Here is a 24,664-nt window from a genome sequence, read left to right as displayed (position 1 = left end):
CATGGGACCCCTCCTGACACTCCTCGGCGACGACGTGCACTACCTCGTCCCGTTGCCGGTCGTCCTGCCCCTCTTCGCGGCCGGGGTGAAGCTGGCCCTGGGCATCCGCTGGCCCCAGTTGCAGCAGTGGCTGAGCGTCGGCGCGCTCACGGTCGTGCTCGTCGTCGGCGTCCTGCTGATGGGGGCCGCCGACCTGCTCGGGCCGCAGGCGGTGCAGATCGGCGGCTGGGAGGCCCCGTACGGGATCACGCTGGTGGCCGACCGGCTGTCCGCGCTGATGGTCACCGTGTCCGCGGCGATCACGCTCGCGGTGCTCGTGTACTCCATCGGCCAGGGCATGGCGGGCAAGGCGGAGGTGGCGCCGCTGTCGGTGTACCAGCCGACCTACCTGATCCTGGTGGCCGGCGTCTCCAACGCCTTCCTGGCCGGCGACCTGTTCAACCTCTACGTGGGCTTCGAGATCCTGCTGACCGCCAGCTACGTGCTGCTGACGCTGGGCGGCACGCAGTCCCGGATGCGCGCGGGCGCCATCTACGTGGTGGTGTCCCTGCTGTCCTCGGTCCTGTTCCTGATCGCGCTCGGACTGGTCTACGCGGCGACGGGCACGGTCAACATGGCGCAGCTGGCCGAGCGGCTGCCGGAGATCTCCACCGAGCTGCGGCTGGTGCTGGAGATCTTCCTGATCATGGCGTTCGGCATCAAGGCCGCGGTGTTCCCGCTGGCGGCGTGGCTGCCCGACTCCTACCCGATCGCCCCGGCGCCGGTGACGGCGGTGTTCGCGGGCCTGCTCACCAAGGTGGGCGTGTACGCCATCATCCGCGCGCAGACACTGCTGTTCCCAGGGACGGAGATCAACACGTTCCTGCTGTGGGCGGCCATGGCGACGATGATCATGGGCATCCTGGGCGCGGTCGCGCAGAACGACATCAAGCGGCTGCTGTCCTTCACGCTGGTCAGCCATATCGGCTACATGGTCTTCGGGGTCGCCCTGGGCAACGAGCTGGGGCTGGCGGGAGCGGTGTTCTACGTCGCCCACCACATCACCGTGCAGACCACGCTCTTCCTCATCACGGGTCTGATCGAGCGGCGGGGCGGGTCCACGTCCCTGGAGAACCTGGGCGGGCTCGCCCGGATCGCGCCGATGCTGGCCATCCTGTTCTTCGTCCCGGCGATGAACCTTGGGGGCATCCCGCCGCTCTCGGGCTTCCTGGGCAAGGTGGCGCTGCTCCAGGCGGGCGCGCAGGCGGGCACGCCGCTGGCCTACGCGCTGATGGCCACGGCGGTCGCCACGAGCCTGCTCACCCTGTACGTCATCGCCCGGGTGTGGAACTCGGCGTTCTGGCGGGCCCCCGCGGAGGGCATGGTCGCCGAGCCCGGCACGGTCCTGGAGTACAACGAGGACTCCAGCGACCCGTCGACGGCGGCCCTGGGACCCGGCGAGGCGGTCGGTCCGTCGTCGCGGATCGGCGACGCGTCCGGTCCGGCCGCCACGACGGTCGTGACCTCGGCGGTCCTGCCCCGGTCGATGGTGGGCGCGACGGTCGCGCTGGCCGCCATGGGCCTGGGCCTGACGGTGTTCGCCGGTCCCCTGATCGCCTACTCCTCGGAGGCCGCGGCCGAGCTGATGGCCCGTACGCCCTACATCGAAGCGGTGCTCGGAGGTAGCCGATGACCAGACCGCCCGCCACCCGGCCGGAGCGCGTGCAGGCCCTGCGCCGCAGGCTCGGCAAGGTGCAGATCCCGATCGCGCTCGGCATGACCGTGGTGTGGATGCTGCTGTTCGACGGTTTCCGGTTGCGGGAGGAGTCCCTGGGCCTGCTGGTCCTGGGGTTCGGCGTGTCGGTGCTGATCATGGTGGTGTTCCCGCTGCCGCCGGTCTCCGAGGGCTTCCGCTTCCATCCGTGGCAGTTCCTGCGGCTGCTCGTCTACTTCTTCGTCCAGATGGTCCAGTCGAGCTTCCAGGTGACCTGGCAGACGTTCACGCCGGGCCCGGTGCTCAGCTCGGTGATCGCGGTACGGATGCGCACCGACTCCGAACTCATGCTGGTGTGCACGTCCATCGCCCTGTCGGTGATCCCCGGGAGCGTGGTCGTGGAGGTGGGCCAGCCCGAGCACGTGCTGTACATCCACCACCTGGGCACGCGCGACGAGGCGGGGACCGAGCGCGCGCGCCGGGACACGTGGCGGCTGGAGGAACGGATCGTGCGGGCGCTGGGGACCCGCGTGGACATCGCCAAGCTGGAGGCGGCCGAGACCGTCGGGACGGAGAGCGCGTGAACGTACTGTGGATCGCCATCGCGGTCCTGCTCGGCGCGGCGGCGCTGCTGAGCATGGCCCGCATGCTGATGGGCCCGAGCATCCTGGACCGGGCCCTGTCGCTGGACGTGCTGGTGGCGTCGGCCCTGACGGGCATCGGCGCCTACGCGGCGCTGAACCGCGACCCCACGGTCCTGCCGGTCCTGCTGGTGCTGTCCCTGGTCGGGTTCGTGGGATCGATCAGCGTGTCGAAGTTCGTGGCCCGGCGCCACGAGGACGCCCTGCGCGAGCGGGACGAACCCGTGCCGGCCCCGAACACGGAAGGAGGGGATGCCGCGTGAGCGACGCACTGACGGCGGTCCTGGACTGGGTCGCCGTGCTCTGCCTGCTGGCGGGCGCGATGCTGTCCTTCGTCGCGAGCGTGGGCCTGATCCGGTTCCCCGACCTGCTCTCGCGCATGCACACCGCGGCCAAGCCCCAGGTCCTCGGCCTGCTGCTGGTCCTGGTCGGGATCGGGCTGCGGCTGCTGCCGGAGGAGACCGGCATCTTCACCGTGGGAACCCTGGCCGTGGTGGGCCTGTTCCAGGTCATCACGGTTCCCGTGGCCGCGCACATCGCCGCCCGGGTCGGGTACCGCACCGGCCGGATCGACGAGGACCTGCTGGTGGCCGACGAACTGTTCGACCGTCTGGAGAGCGAGGACCGCGCCACCGGCACGCGCCGCTACCGGGCCTCGGAGTGACCGCCGGCCCGGACACGCCGGGGGCCCCGGAGACCACGCCGCCTCCGGAGCCCCCGGCTCCTCTCCCCCTTACTCCAGGCCCTCCGCCTCCTCGTCGGTCATGAGCCTGGAGCGGATCAGGAACCTCCGTCCGGTCGGTGCCTCCAGCGAGAACCCCGCGCCCCGCCCCGGGACCACGTCGATGGTCAGGTGGGTGTGGCTCCACAGCTCGAACTGCGAGCGCGACATCCACACCGGGACGGGTTCGGGCGTCCCCGCGTCCAGCTCCCCCAGCCGGACGTCGGATCCTCCCGTGCGGAACTCCCCCGCCGGATAGCACATCGGAGAGCTGCCGTCGCAGCACCCGCCGGACTGGTGGAACATGAGCGGCCCGTGTTCCTCCCACAGTTCCCGGAGCAGGGTGGCCGCCTCCCCCGTGACGGCCACGCGCTCCACGTCGGGGGTGTCCATCAGAAGAACCCCAGCGCCTGGTCGGAGTAGCTGACCAGGAGGTTCTTCGTCTGCTGGTAGTGGTCGAGCATCATCTTGTGGTTCTCGCGGCCGATGCCCGACTGCTTGTACCCGCCGAAGGCCGCGTGGGCCGGGTAGGCGTGGTAGTTGTTCACCCACACCCGGCCCGCCTGGATGTCGCGGCCCGCGCGGTAGGCGGTGTTGCCGTCGCGGGACCACACCCCGGCGCCCAGGCCGTAGAGGGTGTCGTTGGCGATCTTGAGGGCGTCGTCGTAGTCGTCGAAGCGCGCGACCGACACGACCGGCCCGAAGATCTCCTCCTGGAAGACGCGCATGGTGTTCTGCCCCTCGAACACGGTCGGGGCCACGTAGTAGCCGCCGGACAGGTCGCCGCCGAGGTCGACCCGGCCGCCCCCGGCCAGCACCCCGGCCCCCTCGCGCCTGCCGATGTCGATGTAGGACAGGATCTTCTCCAGCTGGTCGTTGCTGGCCTGGGCGCCGACCATCGTGTCGGTGTCCAGGGGGTCGCCCTGCTTGATCGCCGCGACCCGGGCCAGGGCGTCGGCCATGAAGGAGTCGTACATCGATCCCTGCACCAGGGCCCGGGACGGGCAGGTGCACACCTCGCCCTGGTTGAGGGCGAACATGGTGAAGCCCTCCAGCGCCTTGTCGTAGAAGTCGTCGCGGGCGGCCGCGACGTCGGCGAAGAAGACGTTCGGGCTCTTGCCGCCCAGTTCCAGCGTGACCGGGATGAGGTTCTCCGAGGCGTACTGCATGATGAGCCGCCCGGTCGTGGTCTCCCCGGTGAAGGCGACCTTGCGTACGCGGGAGCTGGCGGCCAGCGGCTTGCCCGCCTCCACCCCGAACCCGTTGACGACGTTGACCACGCCCGGCGGCAGGAGGTCGGCGACGAGCTCCATGAGCAGCAGGATCGTGGTCGGGGTCTGCTCGGCGGGCTTGAGCACCACGGCGTTCCCGGCGGCCAGCGCGGGCGCCAGCTTCCAGGTGGCCATGAGCAGCGGGAAGTTCCACGGGATGATCTGGGCGACCACGCCCAGCGGCTCCTGGAAGTGGTAGGCGACCGTGTCGCCGTCGATCTGGGAGTTGTGGCCCTCCTGGGCGCGGATCGCCCCGGCGAAGTAGCGGAAGTGGTCCACGGCCAGCGGCAGGTCGGCGGCCAGGCACTCGCGGACGGGCTTGCCGTTCTCCCAGGACTCGGCGACCGCGAGCCGTTCCAGGTTCTCCTCGATCCTGTCGGCGATCCGGTTGAGGATGAGGGCGCGCTCGCCCGGGGAGGTGCGGCCCCACGCGGGAGCGGCGCCGTGCGCGGCGTCGAGCGCCAGTTCGACGTCCTCCGCGCCGCCCCGGGCGATCTCGGTGAAGGTCCGCCCGGTGACGGGGGTGGGGTTCTCGAAGTAGCGGCCCCTGACGGGAGCGACCCACTCGCCGCCGATCCAGTTCTCGTAGCGGGGCGCGAAGTCGACGACGCTGCCGGGCTGGCCGGGGGGCGTGTAGATCGTCATGGTGTCCTCCAGGTGCGCGTGGCGGCCGGGACGGTGGGCCGCCACTGTCGGGAGCCCGATGACAGTGACGCTAGTCACGGCAACGTTGCGACCACGTTGCGCCGGGTCCGAGGAGGAGGGGCCGGGGGTGGTGGGTCACGCGCGAGCGGCGCCAAGGGGTCGGGCCGCGTTCGGGAGGGGACCGCACACCAGCCGGGCCACAGGGGGAACCCTCCGCGGAGCCGGGCCACACCCCTGGAAGGCGTCAGGGGCGGACGGCGCCCCACGCGGGCCGGGTGACGGGGGCGTCACGCACCGAGCCGGCGCAGGCGGCCGCGCAGGGCCGCGTGCCGCGGGGACTCGGGCGTGTCCAGCGCCGCCGAGAGCACACGCGGGTCGTCCCGCCACTCCGGGTGGTCGGCCCAGGCCAGCCGCACGTCCGGCGCCGCGTGGGCGGCCAGCGCCTCGCACACCTCGGCGCTCAGCTCCTCGCGCAGGTCGACCACCCCCGGCGCCTCGGAGGCGGGCAGGACCGGCCCCGCGCAGGTCTCCAGCGCCCGCCGGTGGGCGCCCTCGGCCAGGTGGCGGCGGACCTCGTCGACGTCGGTGTCCACCGGGTGGAGCAGGCGGTAGGGGCGGGAGGCGAGGAGCCCGGCGCCCAGCAGCCGGCGCAGCCGGGACATCTCGGCGCGGATGGTGACCGGCGAGGCGTCGGCCTCGTGCAGGCGGGCGCCGAGCGCCTCGCCGTTCAGTCCGCGCGGGTGGCGGGTGAGCAGCAGCAGGATCTCGGAGTGCCGACGGCTGAGCTCGACGGTCCGCTCGTCGAGGGTGAGGCGGGCGTGGTCGCGGCCCAGCACCCGCAGCACGGCCCGGCCCGGTGCGCCGGCGGGCGCGTCGTCCAGGGGGCGTCCCGGGGTGGGGAGCCGACCGCTGATCCGCTGGGCCCGCAGCTCCATCTCCGCGGCGGCGGCCGCCGCCCGGACCAGCGCCAGGGCCTGCGGCGAGGCGATGCGGTCCTCCCCGGTGAGGTCGAGGACGCCGATGAGCGCTCCGGTGTCGGGGTCGTGCAGGGGCGCCGCCGAACAGCTCCACCGCTGCACGCCCCGGGAGAAGTGCTCGCTGGCGAACACCTGGACCTCGTGGTCGAGGGCGAGCGCGACGCCGGGGGCGTTGGTCCCGGCCGAGCGCTCCAGCCAGTTGGCGCCCTCGACGAAGTGCACGTCCTCGGCGCGGGAGCGCAGCCGGTGGTCGCCCTCGACCCACAGCAGGCGCCCGGAGGCGTCGCCGACGGCGAGGATCTGCGGTCCGGTCACGCCGTCGGCGAGCAGGCGGCGCAGCAGCGGCATGGCCGCGGACAGCGGGTGGGCGTCGCGGTGGTCGCGCAGGACGTGTCCGGACAGCTCGACGCTGGGCAGGGTCGCGTCGGGGTCGACGCCGTGCAGGGCACTGCGCCGCCACGACTCCCCGACCACGTCGCGCACGCGGTGGCTGAGTCGGCCGGAGCCGGTGAAGCGCTCGTGGGCGACGGAGACGTCCCGTCGCACGGTGTCGGGATCGGCGTCCCATGACCAGGCGTTCCAGGCCCCGGGCATCGGGAACCTCCCAGCGGCGTGACGGCGGCGGCCGGTTCGGGCGGGCCCTCCCGGCCCCTCTGATTCAATCCGCGCGCACCCCGTCTGACAAGGGCTCCCCCCGGACACACTCGGTCACCCCTTGTGGCACGACGCGTCCCATGCCCTGCCCTCATTCCCCCTCCCCGCCGTATCCCGGGCCGGAAGCCGGGCCGCACGCCGGGCCGGTTCCCGACGGCGGGTCCGTCCGCGCAGGACGGCCGACCGCTGCCGGACCGTCCCGGGTCCGAATCCCTACCGCCGCCCCGGCCAGTCCAGTACCAGGTCACCGCCCTCGGGCACGAGGGCGCACCCGAAGGCGCCGCCGACGTCGCCGAGCCGCCGCCGGAGCCACAGCACGTCCTCGCGCGGGGCCCGCCACAGGCGCATCCGGCTCGCCCGCAGCGGAACCGTCCGCAACCCGAGCAGCCGTCCGGTCCCCGGATCGACCGAGGCCAGGTAGAGCAGGCGCAGATCGTCGCGGTACTCCTCGTGCCCCTGGATGCCCTCGTAGTCGTTGACGAGGTCACCGCAGCCGTACAGGACCAGCCGCTCGCGGTAGACCTCGATCGGGCGCGGCATGTGCGAGGAGTGCCCGTGCACGACGTCGACGCCCCCGTCGACCAGCGCGTGCGCGAGGGCGACCTCACGCGACACGTCGTAGCCCCAGTTGCCGCCCCAGTGGACCGAGGCCACGACCACGTCGCCGGGCTCTCGCACGCGGCGCACCCGCGCCGCGACGTCGGCCGCGGCGGTTTCGGGAGACACCAGGGCGACCCCCGGCCGGTCCGCGCGGGCGGCCCACGCGGCGGGGATGCCGCTGGAGGCCAGCCCGATCGCGAACACCAGCACCCGTCCGCCCCCGCGCACTGGCACGGCGACCGGCGCATGCGCCTCCCCGGCATCGCGGCCCGCGCCCGCCGTGCGCAGGCCCGCCGCCGCGAGGACGTCCAGGGTGTCCGTCAGCCCCGGGTATCCGAAGTCCATGACGTGGTTGTTGGCCAGCGAGCACACGTCTGGCCGCGCCTCGGACAGACAGGGCAGGTTCGACGGATGCGCCCGGTAGTGCACCTGCTTGCCGGGCCAGAACGACCCGGCGCCGGTGAGGCTGGTCTCCAGGTTGAGCACGCGCACGTCGGGCCCGGCCTCCGCCAGCACCGGCAGGGCGTCGCCCCACGGCCAGGAGAACCCCACCGGGGCGGGGATCGGCCCGTTGGCCTCCTCGGCCAGGCGCACGTACACGCGCGCGTCCCGGACGGAGGGCTCGTCCAGGCCGGGGTCGCCGGGGTGGGGCAGGATCTGGTCCACCCCGCGTCCGAGCATCACGTCCCCGCAGAGGAACAGGGTCACCGGACTGGTGCGCACCCCTCCAGGCTAGGACGTGTCCGGAGGAGCGAAAGGGGGAAATCGGACCGGGGACCCCGGATTCCGCTGTAGGTTCTCCGGATGACGCCGACCCCCTCCCACCAGAGCATCTGCCCCCTCCACGGCCGCGGAGGCGACCCCGACGCGCTCGTCGGCCGCCGCCTGGACCGCGTCGTCACCCTGTGGCTGGTCAGTGAGAGAGAGCCGGACGCGGGTCCGCTCGACGTCTGGCTGGTCGACGACCTGGACGGGTCGACCCGGATCACGGCGGGATCGGACTGGTGCCTGACGGTGTCGGCCGAGGCGCCGGGCGAGGGCTGGGACATGGGGATCTGGGGCCGGATGGAACGCAGGGAGGGCGCGGCCGGGACCCCGTTCGAGCGCCACCTCGGGCAGCGGATCGAGAAGGTGCGCGAGCGCCGGGACCCGGCCACGGGCCGGGTGGCCCTGGAGATCGCGTTCCCGACCGGCTCCGTCCACGCCGACACGTGGAAGGGCGACCTCCGTCTGAGCGGGTGACGAACGAGGCCGCCGCGCCCGGTCCGGGCTCCGTGGGCCGGAGCAACCGTGCGCTCGGTGCGGGGCCCGCCGCACGGCGGCGCGGCTCCACCCGGTGCCGCGCCAGGGAGCGAGCGCGTGGGGCGGTCAGCCCAGGTGGGGCTTGCCGCCGCGCAGGGCGTGGTCCACGCGCAGGCGCTGGGTCCGGTGCATGGGCAGCACGCCGAGCTCCTCCTGGGCGAACCAGGCCGCTTCGAGCGACGTGTCACCGGCCCGCAGCTCGCCGCGCACGGGTTGGGCCCGGAAGCAGACCGTGAACTGGCGGCGCACCTCGCCGTCGTTGTGGACGACGACGTGGCGGGCGTCGGTGTAGGTGCCCACGAGGCCGGTGATCCGCACCTCGTAGCCGGTCTCCTCCCACACCTCCCGTACCGCGGCCTGGGCCAGGCTCTCCGTCATCGCCACGGCCCCGCCGGGCATCACCCACAACCCGTGGTCCGCCCGCCGTCGCAACAACAACTGTCCGCCCTCGTCGAACACGGCCGCGGTGGCCGCGGGGACCAGGCTGTTCGGCGCGGGGGCGGCGGGGTCGTCGTAGTACTCGGTGCGAGCCATATTCCAGGGTCTCCTCGGGGGACGGGAGGCGGAGCCGACGGTGTCGGCCACGGCAGCGTATGCGCCACACCTGCCCATACGACCGGCGCCGCACACCTGTGACCCGCCCGAATCCTCACCCTGGGTGTCCTCCGTCACCGGGCGTGGCCGCCCGTCGGCGGCCTCGGCCCGTTCCCGCGCCGAACCCGCTTCCAGCGGGAGTACCCGGAGGTCGGTGCCGGACGCTGGTCTAGGGCGCGTGCACGGGGGCGACCAGCGCGTCGACCGCCGCGGCGACACCCGCGCGGATGCGCCCCCAGTCGATCCCCTGGGAGAGCAGTTCCGCGTTGAGGTCGGCCGCCACCATCCCCAGGAGCACGTGGGCGAGGTGGTCGGGGTCGGGCCGGTCCGCGCACAGGATCGCCAGGTGCCGGTGCCAGAACACGTACGCGCCGATCCGGAACCGGGCCCCGGGCGCGGCGGTCTCCGACAGCCGGACGAGGTCCAGGTGGTCGGCCAGGTAGGCGAGGTAGGCGTCGAAGAAGGCCAGCGCCCGCTCGCGCGCGGGCGCGCCGGGGCCCAGCGGGGGCCGCCCGAAGACGACGGCTTCCTGGAGTTCGCGTTCGCGCTGGTCGAGCAGTGCCGAGACGAGGCCGGACTTGTCATCGAAGCGGCGGAACACGGTGCCCTTGCCGACCCCGGCCGCCTGTGCCACCGCGTCCACGGTCAGGGCGGCCACGCCCCCCTCGGCGAACAGTCGGGACGCGGCCTCCAGGACGCGCGTCCGGTTGCGCGCGGCGTCGGCGCGTTCCCGGGGCGGTCGGCGCAGGACCCGCAGCAGTTCGTCGTTCACGGCACCACCCTACTCGACAATCGGACCTAAGTCCGGTTATGCTCACGACCACAAGCGGACTCAGGTCCGATTTTTTTCGCCGAGAGAACCGGACCATAGTCCGGTCGGGAGAGCCGCATGACAGCACAGATCAGCCGTGACGAACTGAAGAAGCACATCGACGCCGGAACCGTGACCGTCGTGGACGCCCTGGGCGGCTCCTACTACGAGCAGCAGCACCTGCCCGGAGCCGTCGCGCTCACGTCCGACGAGGTCGCCGACCAGGCGGCGGAGCTGCTCCCCGAGAAGGACGCCCTCATCGCCGTGTACTGCTCCAACCCGGGGTGCGGCAACAGCCAGGCGGTCTCCACCGCGCTCGAGGGGCTCGGCTACACCCGGGTGCGCAAGTACCGTGAGGGCATCCAGGACTGGGTGGAGGCCGGCCTCCCCGTCGACAAGGGCTGACCGCGCACCACCACGAACCGGCTCCCCCCAAGCGCGGGAGCCGGTTCGGTCCTCCGGGGCCACCCGGCCGTTCCCCGTTCCGGCGCCGGAACGCAGCCGCCCCGGCGCGGTCGGCCCCCGCCGGAGCGGGGACGCGTCTAGGGTGGCGTCATGGTGTCCAGTGCGGCGGCCACGCCCGACGAGTACCTGTCCGAGCTACCGGCGGACCGCGCCGAGGTGCTGCGCGCGATCCGCCGTGTCGTCCTCGACCACCTGCCGCCCGGCTACGAGGAGGGCATGGAGTTCGGGATGATCAGCTACCACGTCCCCCTGGAGCGCTTCCCCGACACCTACAACGGCCGGCCGCTGGGCTACGTCGCGCTGGCCGCGCAGAAGCGCCATGTCTCGATCTACCTCATGGGCGTGTACGACGAGGAGGTCCAGCGGGAGTTCGCCGACCAGTGGCGGGCCACCGGCCGCAAGCTCGACATGGGCAAGGCGTGCGTGCGCGTCCGCGAACTCGACGACGTCGCCCTGGACGTGCTCGGCGACTGGGTGGCCCGCTGGCCGGTGGACGACTTCATCACCGCCTACCGCGCGGGCCGCGAGCGCTCCTGAGCCGACCCGACGCGGTCGGGGGCCAGGCCGTCAGGCCCGGTCGGAGCCGTCGGACGTGAGCGGCAGCTCCGGCGAGCCGGGCAGGGGCGACCTGAGCGCCGTGGGCTCGTCCGCGTGCAGGGCCTCGTGCACGGCAGCGGACAGCAGCTCGATGGTCTCCACCCCGTACGCCATACCGGCGTTCCCGTCCGTCAGGATCGCCATCCGGTACGGGCCCGCGCTGGTGCCGTCGACCGCGCCGATGCTGTTCACCCGCCAGATGTCCGTACCGTCGTAGGGCAGCCAGCCGTTCTTGTTGATCGTCTCGGCACCCTCCGGCGCCCCCGCGGGCACGCCCCACCGCTGCTCGTCGGTCACGTCGCCCATGAGCTCGCGGGCGTAGGCGCGGCTCTCGGCACAGAGCACGTCGTTCTCCTCGGTGACCAGGCCCAGCAGGCGCAGCTCCTCCGCGGCGTTGATCTTCATCAGCCCCGTGTAGTTCTCCGGGTGCAGGACGGTGTTCGGCATCCCGGCCGCGTCGAGGAAGTCCTGCATGCGCGCCCGCCCGAGCTCGTTGCGCAGCTCGATGGTGGCGTCGTTGTCGGACACCGTGATCATGGCGGTGGCCAGCTCGTCCTCGCGCTCGGTGAGTGCGCGCCCCTCCTCCTGGGCGTGCCACAGCAGCGTGCCCAGGACGATGACCTTGCCGACGCTGGCGGCGTCGTAGCCCTGGTCGGCCTGGTGGCCGCAGGTGAGGTCGCCGTCGAAGGCGGAGACGCCGAAACCGAAGTCGGTGTCCCGCTCCGCGCGGACGTCGGCGACCGCGGCCGAGATCGCCGCTGCGGCCTCCGGGTGCAGGACCGACCGGCACACGGGGTCCGTGCCGGTGTACTCGTCGGCGTGGGCGGTGGTCGGGACGGCACCGAGGGCGAGAAGCGCGGCTGCGCCTCCGGCGGCGAGGCCGGGCCACCACCTCGGGCCGGGCGGGAGGAGTCGGACGGCGGCCGGGGACTGGTGAGCGTTGGTCAAGGTGAACCCGTCTGGGAGTCGGAACCGGATCTGGAAGGCCCCCAAGCGCGCGGGAGCCCTCCCTTCCTTCTATCGGGATCCGTGTCCCTCGCGGTTCATTTCATCGCCCTGTGTCACCAGGGCGCGCCAGGTGTTCACCGAAGAACGCCTCGATGCGGCTCCAGGCGTCCACGGCCGACTCGGGGTGCGGGCCCGTCCCCATCGCCCGCAGCACCACGCGCAGGGCCCGGGGGCCGACGGGCCCGGCGTTCATGAAGGAGTGCCCGGCCGCCGCGTACTCCTTCACGTCGTTGGGCACGCCCTCGGCGTTCAGCGCCCGTTCGAGCCGGGGCGCGGCCCCCTTGAGCATCGGGTCCTTGGCCGCGTAGCTGGCGACCGTGGGGCAGGTGCCGCGGACCGCCTCCGCCAGGTCCGGCGGCATCAGCCCGTAGTTGGGGGCGGCAGCGTCGAACTCCGGCGCCGCCGCGATCGCGAAGCCGCCGCCCATGCAGAAGCCGACGACGCCGATCCGGCCCGTGCAGTCCGGCTGCGCCAGGAGCCAGGAGCGGGCCGCGGAGATGTCGGTGAACGCACGCCCGTGCCCGGTGGAGACCGCGCGCATCGTGCGCGCGACGCACCGCAGCATGCCGCCGTCGCTGTACAGGTCGGGCAGGAGGGCCAGGTAGCCGAGTTCGGCGAGGTGGTCGGCGTGGCGCCGCATCTCCCCGTCGACGCCGAACACCTCGTGCAGGACCACCACGCCGGGCCAGGGCCCCTCGCCGTCGGGCCGCGCCAGGTAGCCGCGCAGGCGGCGGGAACCGTCGCCGTCCCGGGTGTGCGCACTGAGGTCGATGTCGGTCAAGGCGGTCTCCCGTGTCCGTGCCCCCGAGCAGTTTCCACCACCTTAGGACGTTCACGGGCATGGTGATGCAGGTCAGATCACGGCCCTCTCGCCACCGGAAACTTGCGCCCCGGCCGTGCACTCGCGCAACACCGATTGACGCGGTCTGTAACTAAATGATCACTTAGCTTCCAGTCTCTTCCCCGCCCTCCAAGGAGACCCCGCATGATCGACCGCAGGCTCTTCCTCGGCGGCCCCGCGGCCGGGCCCGCGCGCCCCGCCGTCGACGGCTTCCACGCTGCGCGGCGGGGCGGGGCCGAGCGCACGACGGGGCGGAGCCGAGCGCACGGGCGTGCGGCGGGTCTTCGGCAGGGCGTTCGGCGGGCGAATGCGGCAACACCCTCGCAGGTCAGCCCCCCGAGGAGTAGGGTGAGTGATTCCCCTCACATCGGCGAGAGGCTCCCCCCATGCTGCTTCGCCCCCTGAGCGCAGCCACAGTGATACTGCTCGTCACCGGACTGACCACGGCCTGTGACGGAGAACCGTTCCCCAGGCCCGGCTACCGGCTCTACCGGTCGGGCACCTACTTCGTGCACCTGCCCAGCGACTGGTACGACTCCGCGGGCGACCCCGACATCGAGTGGACGGCGCCGCCCGACGGCGGGCCCGACACCGGCATCATCACCTCACCGGACGGAAGCATCGTCGTGCACACCATCTGGGACGACGCGGAGCAGGGCGAGACGGCCCAGCGCTGGATGGAGCGCAACGAGTCGTACGTGGAGCGCGAGGCGGACTCCTACGAACGGCTGTCCCTGGACACGGGTGAGGACGACGGCCTGTTCGGCGACGGCGGCGCCTCCGCGGTCCTGGTGTTCGACGCGGTCCTGAAGGGCGGTGAGTCCCAGTGGGTCGACGTCGAGTACGACGACCGGCACCGCAGGGCCACCCAGAAGGTCGTCGTCGAGCCCGGCGCCGGAACCGTCTTCGCGATCCGGGCGAGCACCCCCGCGTCCGTGGCCGACGAGCACGAGGACACCATCGAGGTGATCGTCGACAGCTTCCGGCCGCGCCCGCTCGACCTCACCGATGACGCCTGACCCTCCGGCCCCGGCGCGGCGGGCCGCACCGTCCGGAGACGGTCACGGTCCGTCGCGGCCCCCTGCCCGACACTGCGGCGGCCCCCACACGGCGGCGGCCCCTCCTCCGGACGAGGGCGAGCGCCTTCAGGCCCCGGGACCGTGGAGCCCGCGCAGGAGCGCGTGCACCTCGTCCAGACGCGTGGGGAAGGCCTCCGGGCCCTCCGCGAGGCGCAGGGCGGTGAGCTCGCACGCCATGGCCGTGTGCGCGGCCAGGACGGCGACGTCCTCGGCGGTACCGATCTCGATGAGCGCGGCGGCCAGCCGGTCGGCCCGCTGCTCATGGGTGAGCAGGTAGCGCGAGCGCAGGTCGACGCTCTCGCGCAGCAGTCGGGCCAGGACGACCGACCGCGCCGGCGACGGCACCGAATGGCGCCGCGCGGTCACGGCGGCCTCACGCAGGAGCTCGACGGCGGCGCCCAGGTCCTTTCCCTGCGCCTCCTCCTGGCGATCGGCCTCGCGCACGCGGTCGCACATCCGGTCGACCTCCGCGCCGTCGTCGGCGAACAACACCTGCTGTTTGTCGCCGAAGTAGCGGAAGAAGGTGGTCCGGCCGACCTCCGCGCGTTCCGCGATCTCGGCGACGGTGACCTTGTCGAACCCGTGTTCGGCGAAGAGCTGGAAGGCGGCCGACACGATGGTGGCGCGAGCCTTTCGCCGTTTGCGGGCGTGAAGCGTGTCCGGGGGGTGTTGCATGAGGCGAACCCTATCGAGTGGGAACTCGGAACTTGTTGGTACGCAGAACCATAAGGACGGTGGTCCCGAAACCAACCGCGAAGACCGAGCGAGCGGGAAGTCGTGTGACCAGTTCGGGCGGGCGGAAAGACGGACGGTCCAGGCCATAGCCCGAGCGTGCACACCGGTTGGCCCGGAATTTTATTGCAGACTGGGACCGCACTCGCAACCGCCTACCTCGGAACTTACGCCACGCACCGGGAATGCGGTTCCCCGACCGCTATCATCGCCACTCACTGCGACCGACGACACATTTACCGACCGAACAGCATTCGATGACTCGCGCATTCGTTGGGGCCATTGACTATTGACCCGAGCGGGGCGCCCGGGAGCGCGGCCATCCCGACCTCTCACCGATGGTCGGACCAGTGTGGCATGGTGGAGACCTCCGTCACATGCTGGAGTTGGTCATGACGTATCTCCTGGTCATAGGCACGCGCAAAGGGCTCTTCACCGCCCGCAGCGAGGATCGGCGCACCTGGCGGGTGGAGGGTCCGCACCGCCTCGACGCCGCCGACTACGCGAGCATGAGCTCCGTGTACGCCGTGGGGATCAATCCCCACTCGGGCCGTGTCCTCGCCGGTGCCGAAAGCTCTCATTTCGGCCCGAGTGTCTGGTACAGCGACGATCAAGGGGCGACCTGGCACGAACCGGACACCGCGCCCATCGCCTTCCCAGAGGACACCGACGCCTCCTTCACCCGCGCCTGGCAGTTCGCCTTCGGCGACGACGCCGACACGGTCTACGCCGGGGTCGAACCGCACGCCCTGTTCCGTTCCTCCGACGGCGGGCGGAGTTTCGACCTCGTCCGCGCGCTCTGGGACCACCCCCACCACGACGACTGGTTCCCCGGCGCGGGCGGCGGCGCCATCCACACCATCCTGCCCGGGCTGCTGGCCGCCGGTCAGCGCGCGCCCGACGCCATGACCGTGGCGATGTCCACCGGCGGCGTCTACCAGACCCGCGACGACGGCCGGAGCTGGAACCCGGCCAACCGGGGCATCAGCGCCGGGTTCCTGCCCGACGAGGAGCCCGAGTACGGCCAGTGCGTGCACAAGGTGGCCGCCGCCCCGGACGGCGTGATGTTCGCCCAGAACCACCACGGCGTCTACCGCAGCGCGGACCCCGCCGGGCAGGGCTGGACCGCCGTCGAGAAGGGACTGCCCACCGACTTCGGCTTCGCGATGGTCGCCCACCCCGGGCGGTCCACCAGCGTGCTCAACTTCCCGGTGGTCAGCCAGGAGGTCCACCTGCCGCCGGACAACCGGCTGGCCGTGTACCGCACCGACGACGCGGGCGACAGCTGGCGGCCCTACGTCGACGGCCTGCCGCAGGACGCCTACTTCGGCATCGTGCTCCGCGACGGCGCGTGCACCGACGGCGCCGACGTGCCCGGGTTCTACTTCGGCACGCGGACCGGCGACGTCTTCGCCGCCACCGACGACGAGGGCACGTGGCACCAGGTGGCGGCCCACCTGCCGGACGTGCTCTGCGTGCGGGCCACGGAGGTGTGAGATGCGTGTGACCGTGCACCTGCCCGGCCTGCTGCGGGCCGACGCCGGCGGGGCCGCGCACATCCCGGTGGAGGTCTCCGACGGCACCGGGCTCGGCGGTGTGCTGGACGAGCTCACCACGCGGCACCCCGGGCTGGACCGGCGGATCCGCGACGAGCAGGGGCGGCTGCGCCGCTACGTCAACGTGTTCGTCAACGGCGACGAGTGCCGGGCGATCGGCGGGCTGGCCGCGACCGTCCCGGAGGGTGCCGACGTCCGCCTGCTGCCTTCGGTCGCCGGGGGCTGATGCCGACGGGGAGCAAGCAGGGGCGGACCGCCCCGACACCGCGAGCCAACCAGCCCCCCGTGCGAGCGGACCGCGGCCCACACACCGATCCGCCGCTCAGGCCTACGGTGACGGGTCCGCCCTCGGGCAGGGGGCGGACGCCCGTCCGTGCCCTGAGGCCGGACGCCCTTCCCCGAACGCATCGGGGCGGACTCCGTCCGGCCACCGCGAGCCGAACCGGCTCACCTCTGCGTGCGGACCGCGACCCGCACGCCGAACCGGCTCACGCCTGCGGCGACCGGGTCGGTCCGCCGCCGGTTCCGGCGGTCCGGTCCGCTTCGCCGGGACCGGCTGGCGCGGCCGCCACCGGGGCGGCGGCCGGGCGCCGCATCGGGACCGGGCGCAGGACGGTGAGGCCGCGCCACACCCACTCCAGCGGCCCCAGCAGGAACCGGCGGGCCCACCAGCGCGCGGCCAGGGCCACCACGACGAAGTAGGCCGCCGCGAGCCCGTACTGCGCGAGCAGCGGCACCCGTCCCTCGAAGGGGCCCATCACCGCCAGGAACACCAGTGTGCTGCCGAGGTAGGCGGTGAGGGTCATCCGGCCCAGCGGTACGAGTCCGCCGAGCACACGCGCGGACGTGCGTCCCCGGTTCACCAGCCACCAGACCAGGCCCAGGTAGAGCAGGGCTCCGCCCAGTCCCATCAGCGTGCCGCCCACGGACACGAGCATGTCCGACCCCGGCTCGCGCGGCGGCATACCGTCAGGGCCCAGACCGACCGGCACACCGTCGGCGTCCAGTTCCAGGGGGAAGAACAGATCGGCCGCGAGCATCGCGACCAGGCCCAGGGCATGACCCACCAGCCCCAGCACGACCAGCCGCAGCGGCAGCCGGGACGGACCCGCGGACGCGTCCGCGGTCGTCTCCGGACGGCGGGCCAGCCACACCCCCACACAGAAGAAGCCCACGGTCTGCGGCACGAGCACGACCACGGTCTCCAGCTCGTGGGACTGGGGCGCGAACGCCGCGACCACGGGCGCCACCGCGAAGAACACCGCCGCGGCGAACAGCGGCCGGGCGCGCGACCCGGCGACCAGCAGCGGCATCAGCGGCGCCAGCACCAGGGCCGCCAGCGCGTAGTGGGTGAGGATGTCGCCGGAGAAGACCCACAGGTGCGGCACTCCGAACAGCACACCGAGCACCAGGTAGCGCCGCAGCATCAGGGCCATCGGCGCGCCGCCCCGGCGGACGGCGGCCCGCCAGGCGAGCACGGCGCCCGCCCCGAGGATCACCATCAGCAGCGCACGGGCCTTGCCCGACATGAGCAGGGTCAGTCCCGCGTCCACCACGGAGGTCAGGGCGCCCCGGGGGCGCTCGCCCGCCATCTCGGCCGAGAACACGACCGCGGGCGCGTTCATCAGCACCACGCCGATCATCGCCAGTGCCCGTGCGGCGTCGAGGAAGGGCACCCGTCCGCCGGAGGGCGGGTGCACGGGGGCGGTCGGGCTGTCGGTCACGAGGAGCCTCCTGGATTAGGGTCACTCCAGCGTCGCCGCCGGATCGGCGCGCGCGCATCGACCCATCGGCGGACCGCCCGGAGGCCGGTCTCGTCCTTTCGGCCGACGGCATCCGGCCGTTCGCCTTCTAGGGTGGTCGCATGGCTTTGAACAGGGTCTTCGGCCGCATCGGGGACCGGCTTCCGGTGTCCGTCGGCGTGCTCCCGCGCGCGGCGCCGCTGATCGTGGCCGCCGTGCTCGCGGTCGTGCTCATCCAGTCCGTGACGAGCCTGGTCGGCGACCTCTCCGCCCCCGGGTGGCCGGGTCCGCCCGTGACGCCGATGTCGTACCTGCCCCTGGTCTCCGGCGCCCTGGCGACCGTCCTGGCCATGGTCGCGCTGCGGCGCGACTCGGGCCCGGCCCTGACCACGGGCGCCGCCCTGGTCTCGGCGCTGGCGGTCACGGCCGTCTCGGCCCTGCTGTGGCCCCTGCCCAAGGGCTCCTTCGGGTTCGGTTTCGTGGCGGCGGAGCTCGCGCCCGCGCTGGTCCTGCTCACGCTCACCGCGCTGCGCGCCCGCGCCTGGGCGATCACCGCGGTCTCCCTCGCGTTCGTCGTGGCGGCGCTCTCCGACTTCCTGCGCGAGCCCTACTTCTGGTCCGGGCAGATCACGACCGCCCTGAGCTTCGTGCTGCTCGGCCTGGCCCCGGGCCTGTACCTGCGCTGGTGGGAGGCCTGGCGCCGGATGCACGTGGCACGGGCGCGCGCCCATGAGCGACTCTCCATCGCCCGCGACCTGCACGACGTGGTGGCGCACGAGGTGACCGGCATCGTCGTGCAGGTGCAGGCCCTTCGGCACGTCGCCGACCGCAACCCGGGCGCCGTGCGCGACGCCCTTCCCGAGATCGAGGCGGCGGGCACGCGCGCGCTGGAGTCGATGCGCACGATGGTCGCCCGGCTCCGGGAACCGGGCGAGGTCCCCCTGGCTCCGAGCGCCGAGGAGGGCCTGGCGGCGCTGGCGGCACCCGCCGCGACCGGGCGCCCCGAGGTGAGGGTCCGTGTCGACGGCCTGGTGGCGGACCTGCCCGCGGACGTGGCGACCACGGTGCTGCGCGTGGCCCAGGAGTCGGTGACCAACGCACTGCGCTACGCCCGAGGGGCCGCCCTCGTCGGTGTGGAGGTCGCGGTCGAGGCGGACGGGGTCCGGATGCGCGTCCACGACGACGGCCGCGGGGGCGCGCCGCCGGTGGGTGGCGGCCACGGCCTGGTGGGCATGGCCGAACGCGTCCGTCTGCTCGGCGGGGACCTCACCGCGGGACCCGACGGACACGGACACGGCTGGACGGTACGGGCACGGCTGCCGCTGACCGTCGCCACGGTGCCGGCCGCCGGAGCCGCCGCCCGCGACGACGACCGGAACGAGGACGCATGACGATTCGGGTGCTGCTCGCCGACGACCAGCGGATGGTCCGGACGGGCTTCCGCTTCATGCTGGACGCCGAGGACGACATCTCGGTGGTGGGTGAGGCCGGGGACGGAGTCGAGGCGGTGCGGCTGGCGCGGGAGCTGCGCCCGGACGTCACCCTCATGGACATCCGGATGCCGGGGATCGACGGGCTGGAGGCCACCCGCCGCCTGGCCGGGCCGGGGGTCGCCGACCCCCTGCGGGTGGTCGTGGTGACCACGTTCGACCTGGACGAGTACGTGCACGCGGCGCTCACCGGCGGCGCGGTCGGCTTCCTGCTCAAGGACGCCGGACCCGCCCTGCTGATCGAGGCCGTGCGGGCGGGCGCGCGCGGCGACGCCCTCGTCTCGCCGAGCATCACCGTGCGCCTGCTGCGGCACTTCGCGGCGGCCCGGCCCCCGTCACCGCCCCAGGACGACGTCCTCACCGCCCGGGAGCGCGACATCGTGCGGGCCGTGGCGCGGGGACGCACCAACGGGGAGGCGGCCGAAGAGCTGTTCGTGACCGTGAGCACCGTCAAGACCCACCTGGCGAGCGTCCAGACGAAGCTGGGCGCCCGCAACCGGGTGGAGGTCGCGGCCTGGGCGTACCGGAACGGGTTGATGGCGGAGTGAGCCGGTCGGCGGCTCCGCCGACGCCGCGCGCACCGGTGGGAGACCGCCACGGGCCCCGGTCCCACCGCCGCCTCCGCCCCGGCCCCGGCGCCTTGACGCCGGCCCGCGACCACCACGGGCCGCCGTCCCCTCCCCGCCCCCTTGACGAAAACCTGAGCTGGTTCTGACCAGTATCGCCCGTGTCGTCCCGGTACCTCCGTGGGCACGAAGCGTGATGATTGCCTGGAATCACCCGTCCTCGACCACTGCGAGGGATGACCCATGGCCACCATGCGCGCGGTCCGGCTGAACGTGACGACCCGGACCCTGGAGGTCACCGACGTGCCCCGGCCGGTCCCGGGGCGGGACGAGGTCCTGGTGCGCGTCCGGGCGGCGGGCGTGTGCCTGTCGGACGTGCACCTCGTCGACGGCTCCCTCACCCCGCTCCATCTCAAGGGCGACACGGTCACCCTCGGCCACGAGGTGTCGGGGGTCGTGGAGGAGTTGGGGCCCGAGGTGCTCGACGTGGCCGTGGGCGACCGGGTGGCGCTCCAGGCCGGCGAGCACGACCGCCACGGCCAGGTCCTCACCCGCGGTGTGGACTACGACGGCGGCTGGGCGGAGTTCGCGCTGGCCGCGGCGGACACGCTCGTGCCGATCCCCGACGCGCTCCCCTTCGACGAGGCCGCGATCATCCCGGACGCCGTCTCCACGCCCTGGGCCGCGGTGACCACCACCGGGGACGTCCGCCCGGCGGAGGCGGTGTGCGTGTGGGGCGTCGGCGGCCTGGGCGCGCACGCCGTGCAGCTGCTCAGACTCGTCGGGGCGGCCCCGATCATCGCCGCGGACCCCGACGCGCAGGCGCGCGCCCGGGCACTGGACTACGGCGCCGACGTGGCCCTGGACTCCACCGCCGAGGACTTCCTGGCCCGGATCGGCCAGCTCACCCACGGGCGCGGCCTGGACGCCGCGTTCGACTTCGCCGGGGTCCCGGTGGTGCGGGAGCAGGCGGTCAAGGTCCTGGGCGAGCACGGCCGCCTCGTGCTGGTGGGGCTCACCAACCGGCCGCTGGAGGTGACCGACGGCACGCGCTTCAGCTACCTCCGCCAGCAGATCCTCGGCCACTACGGTTCGGAGCCCGAGCACGTGGTGCAGCTGGTGGACCTGGTCGGGGTCGGCCGCCTGGAGTTCAGCCGCTCCATCAGCGACTCGCTGCCCCTGGGACAGGCACCGGAGGCGGTGGAGCGCCTCCGCAAGCGGATCGGCTCACCGGTCCGCATCGTCCTGCGCCCGTGAGGGCACCCGGCGGCACCCCCCGGGCGGAGGATCGGAACCCTCCCCCTGGGCCGGACTACCAGTTCGCCGGGGCGTAGTCCTTGAGGAAGCAGCCGTGCAGGTCCTCGCCCAGCTCACCCCGGACGATGGGGTCGTACACGCGCGCGGCCCCGTCCTCCAGGTCCAGCGGAGCGTGGAACCCGGCCTCGGCCAGCCGCTCCTTCTCCGGGTGCGGGCGCTCGTCGGTGATCCACCCGGTGTCCACGGCGGTCATGAGGATGCCGTCGGACTCCAGCATCTCCGGCGCGCTGGTGCGGGTGAGCATGTTCAGCCCGGCCTTGGCCATGTTGGTGTGCGGGTGCCCCGGGCCCTTGTACCCGCGGCCGAACACGCCCTCCATCGCCGACACGTTGACGATGTAGGTCCGGCGCGCCTTCGACGCCGCGAGCGCGGGCCGCAACCGGTCCACCAGCAGGAACGGCGCGCTGACGTTGCACAGCTGCACCTCCAGCATCTCCACGGGGTCGATCCCGCCGATCCGCTGCGTCCAGCTGTTGACCGGGGCGAGGTCGGGCACCAGGCCGCCCGCGTCGATCGCCGTCCCCGCCCGCACCCGGTCGAAGGAGGCCGATCCCGTGGTGAGCGCCAGCGACGTGAGCATCTGCGGGGTCAGTGCGTGCGCGGCCACCGCGGCGCCGCCCTCCGGCGCCTCGTCCAGGGCACGCGGGCGCACTCCGCCCAGCACCAGGGGCTCGGGCAGGCCCTCGCCGGTGAGCGGCTGGGCCTCGGCCTCCAGCAGGGGGGCGTAGGAGGCGGGCGAGCGGCGCACGGTCTGGGCGGCGTTGTTGATGAGGATGTCCAGCGGCCCGCGTCCGGCCACCGTGTCCGCCAGACGCAGCACCTGCGCGGGGTCGCGCAGGTCGATGCCGACCACGTCGAGGCGGTGCAGCCAGTCGCCGCTGTCCGGCATCGCCGCGAACCGGCGCACGGCGTCGTTGGGGAAGCGCGTGGTGATGGTGGTGTGGGCGCCGTCGCGCAGCAGCCGCAGCGCGATGTACATCCCGATCTTGGCCCGGCCTCCGGTGAGCAGCGCCCGCCGACCGGTCAGGTCGGTACGCGCGGCCCGGCGCTGCCGGTTGAACGCCGCGCACGACGGGCAGAGCTGGTGGTAGAACGCGTCGACCTCGGTGTACTTCTGCTTGCAGACGTAGCAGGGCCGCGGCTTGACCAGCACGCCCGCCAGCGCGCCGCTCGCCCCGCTGGTGAGCGCCCGGCCGCTGGTCTCGTCGTCGATGCGGTCCGGCGCGGCCGTGGCGGTGGCGGCGAAGACCGCGGCGTCGTGCGCCTGCGCGGCGGCCCGCCGGTCGCGGCGCCGCTGCTCCTTGACGTACTTGAACAGCTTCGCGGTGGACTGCTGGAGCGTGCGCGAGTCCGGGTGGTCGACGGGCAGGTCCTCGGCCGCCCGGAGCACCTCCAGGCACACGCGCAACCGCTCGGGGTCGATCCCGTCCCCGGCGGCCGTCCCGCTCCGTTCCTGCTTCTCTGTCGTCTCCGTCACCACTGACTCCACCGCTGTCCCTGAAGGTCCCCGAGTGGGGCCTCCAGGAAGATTACGCGCCGCCGCGGACCGGCCGGGGCGCCGTGTGGTGCCTGGGACGGGTGACTATGGGAGGGACGACTGTTGACGTGCGGGACCGCAGGCCCCGCGAGTTGGGGGAGAGCCGTGATCCAGCCGACGACCGCCGCCACCGAGCGCGTGGTGCTGCTCGACGAGCGGCACGAGCGCGTGGGCGTCGCGGACAAGGCCACCGTGCACACCCGCGACACCCCTCTCCACCTGGCCTTCTCCTGCTACGTCCAGGACGCCGACGGACGCGTCCTGGTCACCCGCCGCGCCCTGGCCAAGACCACGTGGCCGGGGGTGTGGACGAACAGCTGCTGCGGCCATCCGGCTCCGGAGGAGGACCTGGAGACGGCCGTGCGGCGCCGCGTCGGCCAGGAACTCGGCATCGCGCTGACCGGTGTGCGCCCCGTCCTCCCCGACTTCCGGTACCGCGCGGTGTCGGCCGAGGGCATCGTCGAGAACGAGTTCTGCCCGGTGTTCTGGGCCCGGACCGCCGAGGTCCCCGACCCCGACCCGTCCGAGGTCGCCGAGGTCGCGTGGACCGGATGGCGCGACCTGGTCGCCCTCGCCGAGCGCACTCCCTGGGCCCTGAGCCCGTGGGCGGTCGAGCAGATCCCCCGGATGGACGCCGCCTTCGGGGGCGCCCCGCCGGCCTGACGCGCGCCCCGACGGGAGATCCCGCGCGGACCGAAACGGGTAGGTACCGGGTCAGCAGCCCCCGCACTCCCCAGGAGTTGAGTGAGCCGATGACCGCCGCCCCCTCACCCGCGCCCCGCCGACCGCTCGCCCTCGCCTTCGACGTCCTCGACACCCTCTTCCCGCTCGCCCCGCTGGAGTGGCGCTTCCGCGCGGCCGGGATCCCCCGCGTCCTCATGACCCGCTGGAGCGACCACCTGCTGAGGGACGCGTTCGCCCTCGCGCTGCTCGGCGGCGGCCACACCTTCGAGGAGGTCGCCCGCGGGGCGCTCCGCGACATCACCGGGCACCAGATCGCCCCCGCCGCCGAGGACGCGATCATCGAGGGGATGTCCGAGCTCACCGAGCGGCGCGAGGCGGCGGACGCCCTGACCGCCGCGCGTGAGGCCGGGCTCACGGTGGTGACGCTGGGCAACGGCGACGACGGCCCCACCACCGCGCTGATGGCGCGGTCGGGCCTGGACGCGCTGGTCGACGGCGTCCTGAGTTGCGCGGCTCCGAACAGCTGGAAGCCGTCCGCCACCCCGTACCTGGCCGCGGCCGAGGCCCTGGAGGTCGAACCCGACCGCCTCGCCCTGGTCACCGCGCACGGCTGGGACGTGGCGGGCGGCGCCCGGGCGGGACTGGTCACCGGGTGGTCGGCCCACCTGGAGGGCCGGTTCCCCTCGGTGTTCACCCCGCCGGACGTGACCGGCCGGGACCTGGTCGAGGTCGTGGACGGCCTCCTCGCCCTCAAGTGACCCGTCCACCAGACGCCCACGCGCACCCCAGGGCGTCAAAGGTGAGCGGCCCAGCTCACCTCAACCGCAGGGGGTAGATCCGGGCCAAAGCAGGATGAACCGCGCCGAAGGCGTCCGTTGAGGGTGGTGGCGGGCGACGGTGTGGGCACGAGCACAGGCGCGGGCGACGACGAAGGACCCGGCGCCAAGCACCCCCCAGCCGTGCCACAGGGGGTTGATGGTGAGCGGTCCAGCCCACCGGAACCACAGGGGGTCTATCCGGGCCGAAGCAGGAGGAACCGCGCCGAAGGCGTCCGTTGAGGGTGGTGGCGGGCGACGGTGTGGGCACGAGCGGAGGCCCAAGGCAAGCACGGTGAGGGCGCCGACGGGTCCTGGAGTGGCTG

Annotated in this window: 26 protein-coding genes; 15 read left to right on the top strand and 11 right to left on the bottom strand. The window is 73.3% G+C overall.

Going from position 1 to position 24,664, the window contains the following annotated elements; genetic code table 11:
- Position 1 precedes the first annotated feature (1 nt).
- From ADL05_RS11445 to mnhG, 4 genes are read left to right on the top strand one after another with little or no spacing between them, the layout of a single operon-like run.
- Positions 2-1,672 carry a Na+/H+ antiporter subunit D gene (locus tag ADL05_RS11445; protein ID WP_053616892.1) on the top strand — a complete coding sequence of 557 codons (1,671 nt, stop codon included), beginning with the start codon at positions 2-4 and terminating at the stop codon, positions 1,670-1,672.
- Complete coding sequence (locus ADL05_RS11440) at positions 1,669-2,277, top strand: Na+/H+ antiporter subunit E (protein WP_053616891.1); 609 nt, start codon at positions 1,669-1,671, stop codon at positions 2,275-2,277. The genes ADL05_RS11445 and ADL05_RS11440 overlap by 4 nt, the downstream gene beginning before the upstream one ends.
- On the top strand, positions 2,274-2,597 hold the full coding sequence (locus tag ADL05_RS11435) for a monovalent cation/H+ antiporter complex subunit F (protein ID WP_053616890.1): 324 nt from the start codon (positions 2,274-2,276) through the stop codon (positions 2,595-2,597). Before ADL05_RS11440 ends, ADL05_RS11435 begins: the two co-directional genes overlap by 4 nt.
- Positions 2,594-2,998, top strand: a complete 405-nt coding sequence (gene mnhG / locus ADL05_RS11430; protein ID WP_053616889.1) for a monovalent cation/H(+) antiporter subunit G — start codon at positions 2,594-2,596, stop codon at positions 2,996-2,998. The genes ADL05_RS11435 and mnhG overlap by 4 nt, the downstream gene beginning before the upstream one ends.
- A gap of 69 nt (positions 2,999-3,067) precedes the next feature.
- On the opposite strand, the gene ADL05_RS11425 is transcribed toward mnhG, so the two are convergent.
- The 4 genes from ADL05_RS11425 to ADL05_RS11410 form a co-directional block, all read right to left on the bottom strand.
- On the bottom strand, positions 3,068-3,448 hold the full coding sequence (locus ADL05_RS11425; RefSeq protein ID WP_197285761.1) for a DUF779 domain-containing protein: 381 nt from the start codon (positions 3,446-3,448) through the stop codon (positions 3,068-3,070).
- Complete coding sequence (locus ADL05_RS11420) at positions 3,448-4,971, bottom strand: aldehyde dehydrogenase family protein (protein ID WP_053616943.1); 1,524 nt, start codon at positions 4,969-4,971, stop codon at positions 3,448-3,450. The genes ADL05_RS11425 and ADL05_RS11420 overlap by 1 nt, the downstream gene beginning before the upstream one ends.
- Positions 4,972-5,258: 287 nt before the next feature.
- Positions 5,259-6,542 (bottom strand): GAF domain-containing protein, encoded by a 1,284-nt coding sequence (locus ADL05_RS11415; RefSeq protein WP_053616888.1) that lies wholly within the window; start codon positions 6,540-6,542, stop codon positions 5,259-5,261.
- Positions 6,543-6,815: 273 nt separating this feature from the next.
- Complete coding sequence (locus ADL05_RS11410) at positions 6,816-7,925, bottom strand: CapA family protein (RefSeq protein WP_053616887.1); 1,110 nt, start codon at positions 7,923-7,925, stop codon at positions 6,816-6,818.
- A gap of 81 nt (positions 7,926-8,006) precedes the next feature.
- Between ADL05_RS11410 and ADL05_RS11405 the strand changes: the two genes are divergently transcribed.
- Positions 8,007-8,444 carry a hypothetical protein gene (locus tag ADL05_RS11405; RefSeq protein WP_053616886.1) on the top strand — a complete coding sequence of 146 codons (438 nt, stop codon included), beginning with the start codon at positions 8,007-8,009 and terminating at the stop codon, positions 8,442-8,444.
- Between the two features lie 126 nt (positions 8,445-8,570).
- Here the strand turns inward: ADL05_RS11405 and ADL05_RS11400 are convergent, their stop codons facing one another.
- Together ADL05_RS11400 and ADL05_RS11395 are read right to left on the bottom strand one after the other, a co-directional pair.
- A complete protein-coding gene (locus tag ADL05_RS11400; protein WP_053616885.1) occupies positions 8,571-9,038 on the bottom strand; it encodes an NUDIX hydrolase in 468 nt (155 codons plus the stop codon).
- A 229-nt stretch (positions 9,039-9,267) separates the two neighbouring features.
- Positions 9,268-9,870 carry a TetR/AcrR family transcriptional regulator gene (locus tag ADL05_RS11395; protein ID WP_053616884.1) on the bottom strand — a complete coding sequence of 201 codons (603 nt, stop codon included), beginning with the start codon at positions 9,868-9,870 and terminating at the stop codon, positions 9,268-9,270.
- A gap of 117 nt (positions 9,871-9,987) precedes the next feature.
- On the opposite strand from ADL05_RS11395, the gene ADL05_RS11390 reads away from it, so the two are divergent.
- Together ADL05_RS11390 and ADL05_RS11385 are read left to right on the top strand one after the other, a co-directional pair.
- Positions 9,988-10,314, top strand: coding sequence for a rhodanese-like domain-containing protein (locus tag ADL05_RS11390; protein ID WP_053616883.1), 327 nt, complete (start codon positions 9,988-9,990; stop codon positions 10,312-10,314).
- Positions 10,315-10,464: 150 nt separating this feature from the next.
- Complete coding sequence (locus tag ADL05_RS11385; protein ID WP_053616882.1) at positions 10,465-10,911, top strand: DUF1801 domain-containing protein; 447 nt, start codon at positions 10,465-10,467, stop codon at positions 10,909-10,911.
- Between the two features lie 30 nt (positions 10,912-10,941).
- On the opposite strand, the gene ADL05_RS11380 is transcribed toward ADL05_RS11385, so the two are convergent.
- Positions 10,942-11,919 carry a serine hydrolase gene (locus tag ADL05_RS11380; protein ID WP_156365811.1) on the bottom strand — a complete coding sequence of 326 codons (978 nt, stop codon included), beginning with the start codon at positions 11,917-11,919 and terminating at the stop codon, positions 10,942-10,944.
- Between the two features lie 100 nt (positions 11,920-12,019).
- Entirely contained in the window at positions 12,020-12,760 is a 741-nt protein-coding gene (locus tag ADL05_RS11375; protein WP_053616880.1) for a dienelactone hydrolase family protein, read from the bottom strand.
- A 446-nt stretch (positions 12,761-13,206) separates the two neighbouring features.
- Here ADL05_RS11375 and ADL05_RS11370 point away from each other — a divergent pair, with 446 nt between their 5' ends.
- The gene (locus ADL05_RS11370) at positions 13,207-13,839 is read left to right on the top strand and encodes a hypothetical protein (RefSeq protein ID WP_156365810.1); all 633 of its coding nucleotides are present in this window, start codon (positions 13,207-13,209) and stop codon (positions 13,837-13,839) included.
- Positions 13,840-13,965: 126 nt separating this feature from the next.
- Here the strand turns inward: ADL05_RS11370 and ADL05_RS11365 are convergent, their stop codons facing one another.
- Positions 13,966-14,574 carry a TetR/AcrR family transcriptional regulator gene (locus tag ADL05_RS11365; protein WP_053616878.1) on the bottom strand — a complete coding sequence of 203 codons (609 nt, stop codon included), beginning with the start codon at positions 14,572-14,574 and terminating at the stop codon, positions 13,966-13,968.
- 449 nt (positions 14,575-15,023) lie between these two features.
- Between ADL05_RS11365 and ADL05_RS11360 the strand changes: the two genes are divergently transcribed.
- Entirely contained in the window at positions 15,024-16,127 is a 1,104-nt protein-coding gene (locus ADL05_RS11360) for a sialidase family protein (protein WP_053616942.1), read from the top strand.
- Between the two features lies 1 nt (position 16,128).
- Positions 16,129-16,413, top strand: coding sequence for a ubiquitin-like small modifier protein 1 (locus ADL05_RS11355; protein ID WP_053616877.1), 285 nt, complete (start codon positions 16,129-16,131; stop codon positions 16,411-16,413).
- Positions 16,414-16,675: 262 nt separating this feature from the next.
- Here ADL05_RS11355 and ADL05_RS11350 read toward each other — a convergent pair whose 3' ends face one another.
- Positions 16,676-17,911, bottom strand: coding sequence for a DUF418 domain-containing protein (locus ADL05_RS11350; RefSeq protein WP_231640702.1), 1,236 nt, complete (start codon positions 17,909-17,911; stop codon positions 16,676-16,678).
- Positions 17,912-18,051: 140 nt separating this feature from the next.
- Between ADL05_RS11350 and ADL05_RS11345 the strand changes: the two genes are divergently transcribed.
- The 3 genes from ADL05_RS11345 to ADL05_RS11335 all read left to right on the top strand — a co-directional run bounded on the left by ADL05_RS11345 (position 18,052) and on the right by ADL05_RS11335 (position 21,242).
- Positions 18,052-19,320, top strand: a complete 1,269-nt coding sequence (locus tag ADL05_RS11345; RefSeq protein WP_082376289.1) for a sensor histidine kinase — start codon at positions 18,052-18,054, stop codon at positions 19,318-19,320.
- A complete protein-coding gene (locus ADL05_RS11340; RefSeq protein WP_053616876.1) occupies positions 19,317-19,967 on the top strand; it encodes a response regulator transcription factor in 651 nt (216 codons plus the stop codon). Before ADL05_RS11345 ends, ADL05_RS11340 begins: the two co-directional genes overlap by 4 nt.
- Before the next feature lie 261 nt (positions 19,968-20,228).
- Positions 20,229-21,242 (top strand): zinc-binding dehydrogenase, encoded by a 1,014-nt coding sequence (locus ADL05_RS11335; protein ID WP_053616875.1) that lies wholly within the window; start codon positions 20,229-20,231, stop codon positions 21,240-21,242.
- 55 nt (positions 21,243-21,297) lie between these two features.
- Here ADL05_RS11335 and ADL05_RS11330 read toward each other — a convergent pair whose 3' ends face one another.
- Entirely contained in the window at positions 21,298-22,782 is a 1,485-nt protein-coding gene (locus ADL05_RS11330) for an SDR family NAD(P)-dependent oxidoreductase (RefSeq protein WP_369800931.1), read from the bottom strand.
- A gap of 162 nt (positions 22,783-22,944) precedes the next feature.
- Between ADL05_RS11330 and idi the strand changes: the two genes are divergently transcribed.
- Together idi and ADL05_RS11320 are read left to right on the top strand one after the other, a co-directional pair.
- A complete protein-coding gene (idi, locus tag ADL05_RS11325) occupies positions 22,945-23,502 on the top strand; it encodes an isopentenyl-diphosphate Delta-isomerase (RefSeq protein WP_053616873.1) in 558 nt (185 codons plus the stop codon).
- 89 nt (positions 23,503-23,591) lie between these two features.
- The gene (locus ADL05_RS11320; protein WP_053616872.1) at positions 23,592-24,281 is read left to right on the top strand and encodes an HAD family hydrolase; all 690 of its coding nucleotides are present in this window, start codon (positions 23,592-23,594) and stop codon (positions 24,279-24,281) included.
- Positions 24,282-24,664 lie beyond the last annotated feature (383 nt).

The organism is Nocardiopsis sp. NRRL B-16309 (assembly GCF_001279585.1).
Taxonomy (GTDB): Bacteria; Actinomycetota; Actinomycetes; order Streptosporangiales; family Streptosporangiaceae; genus Nocardiopsis.
The sequence above is the reverse complement of the archived record's forward strand: the minus strand, read 5'-3'. Positions and strand labels throughout refer to the sequence as shown.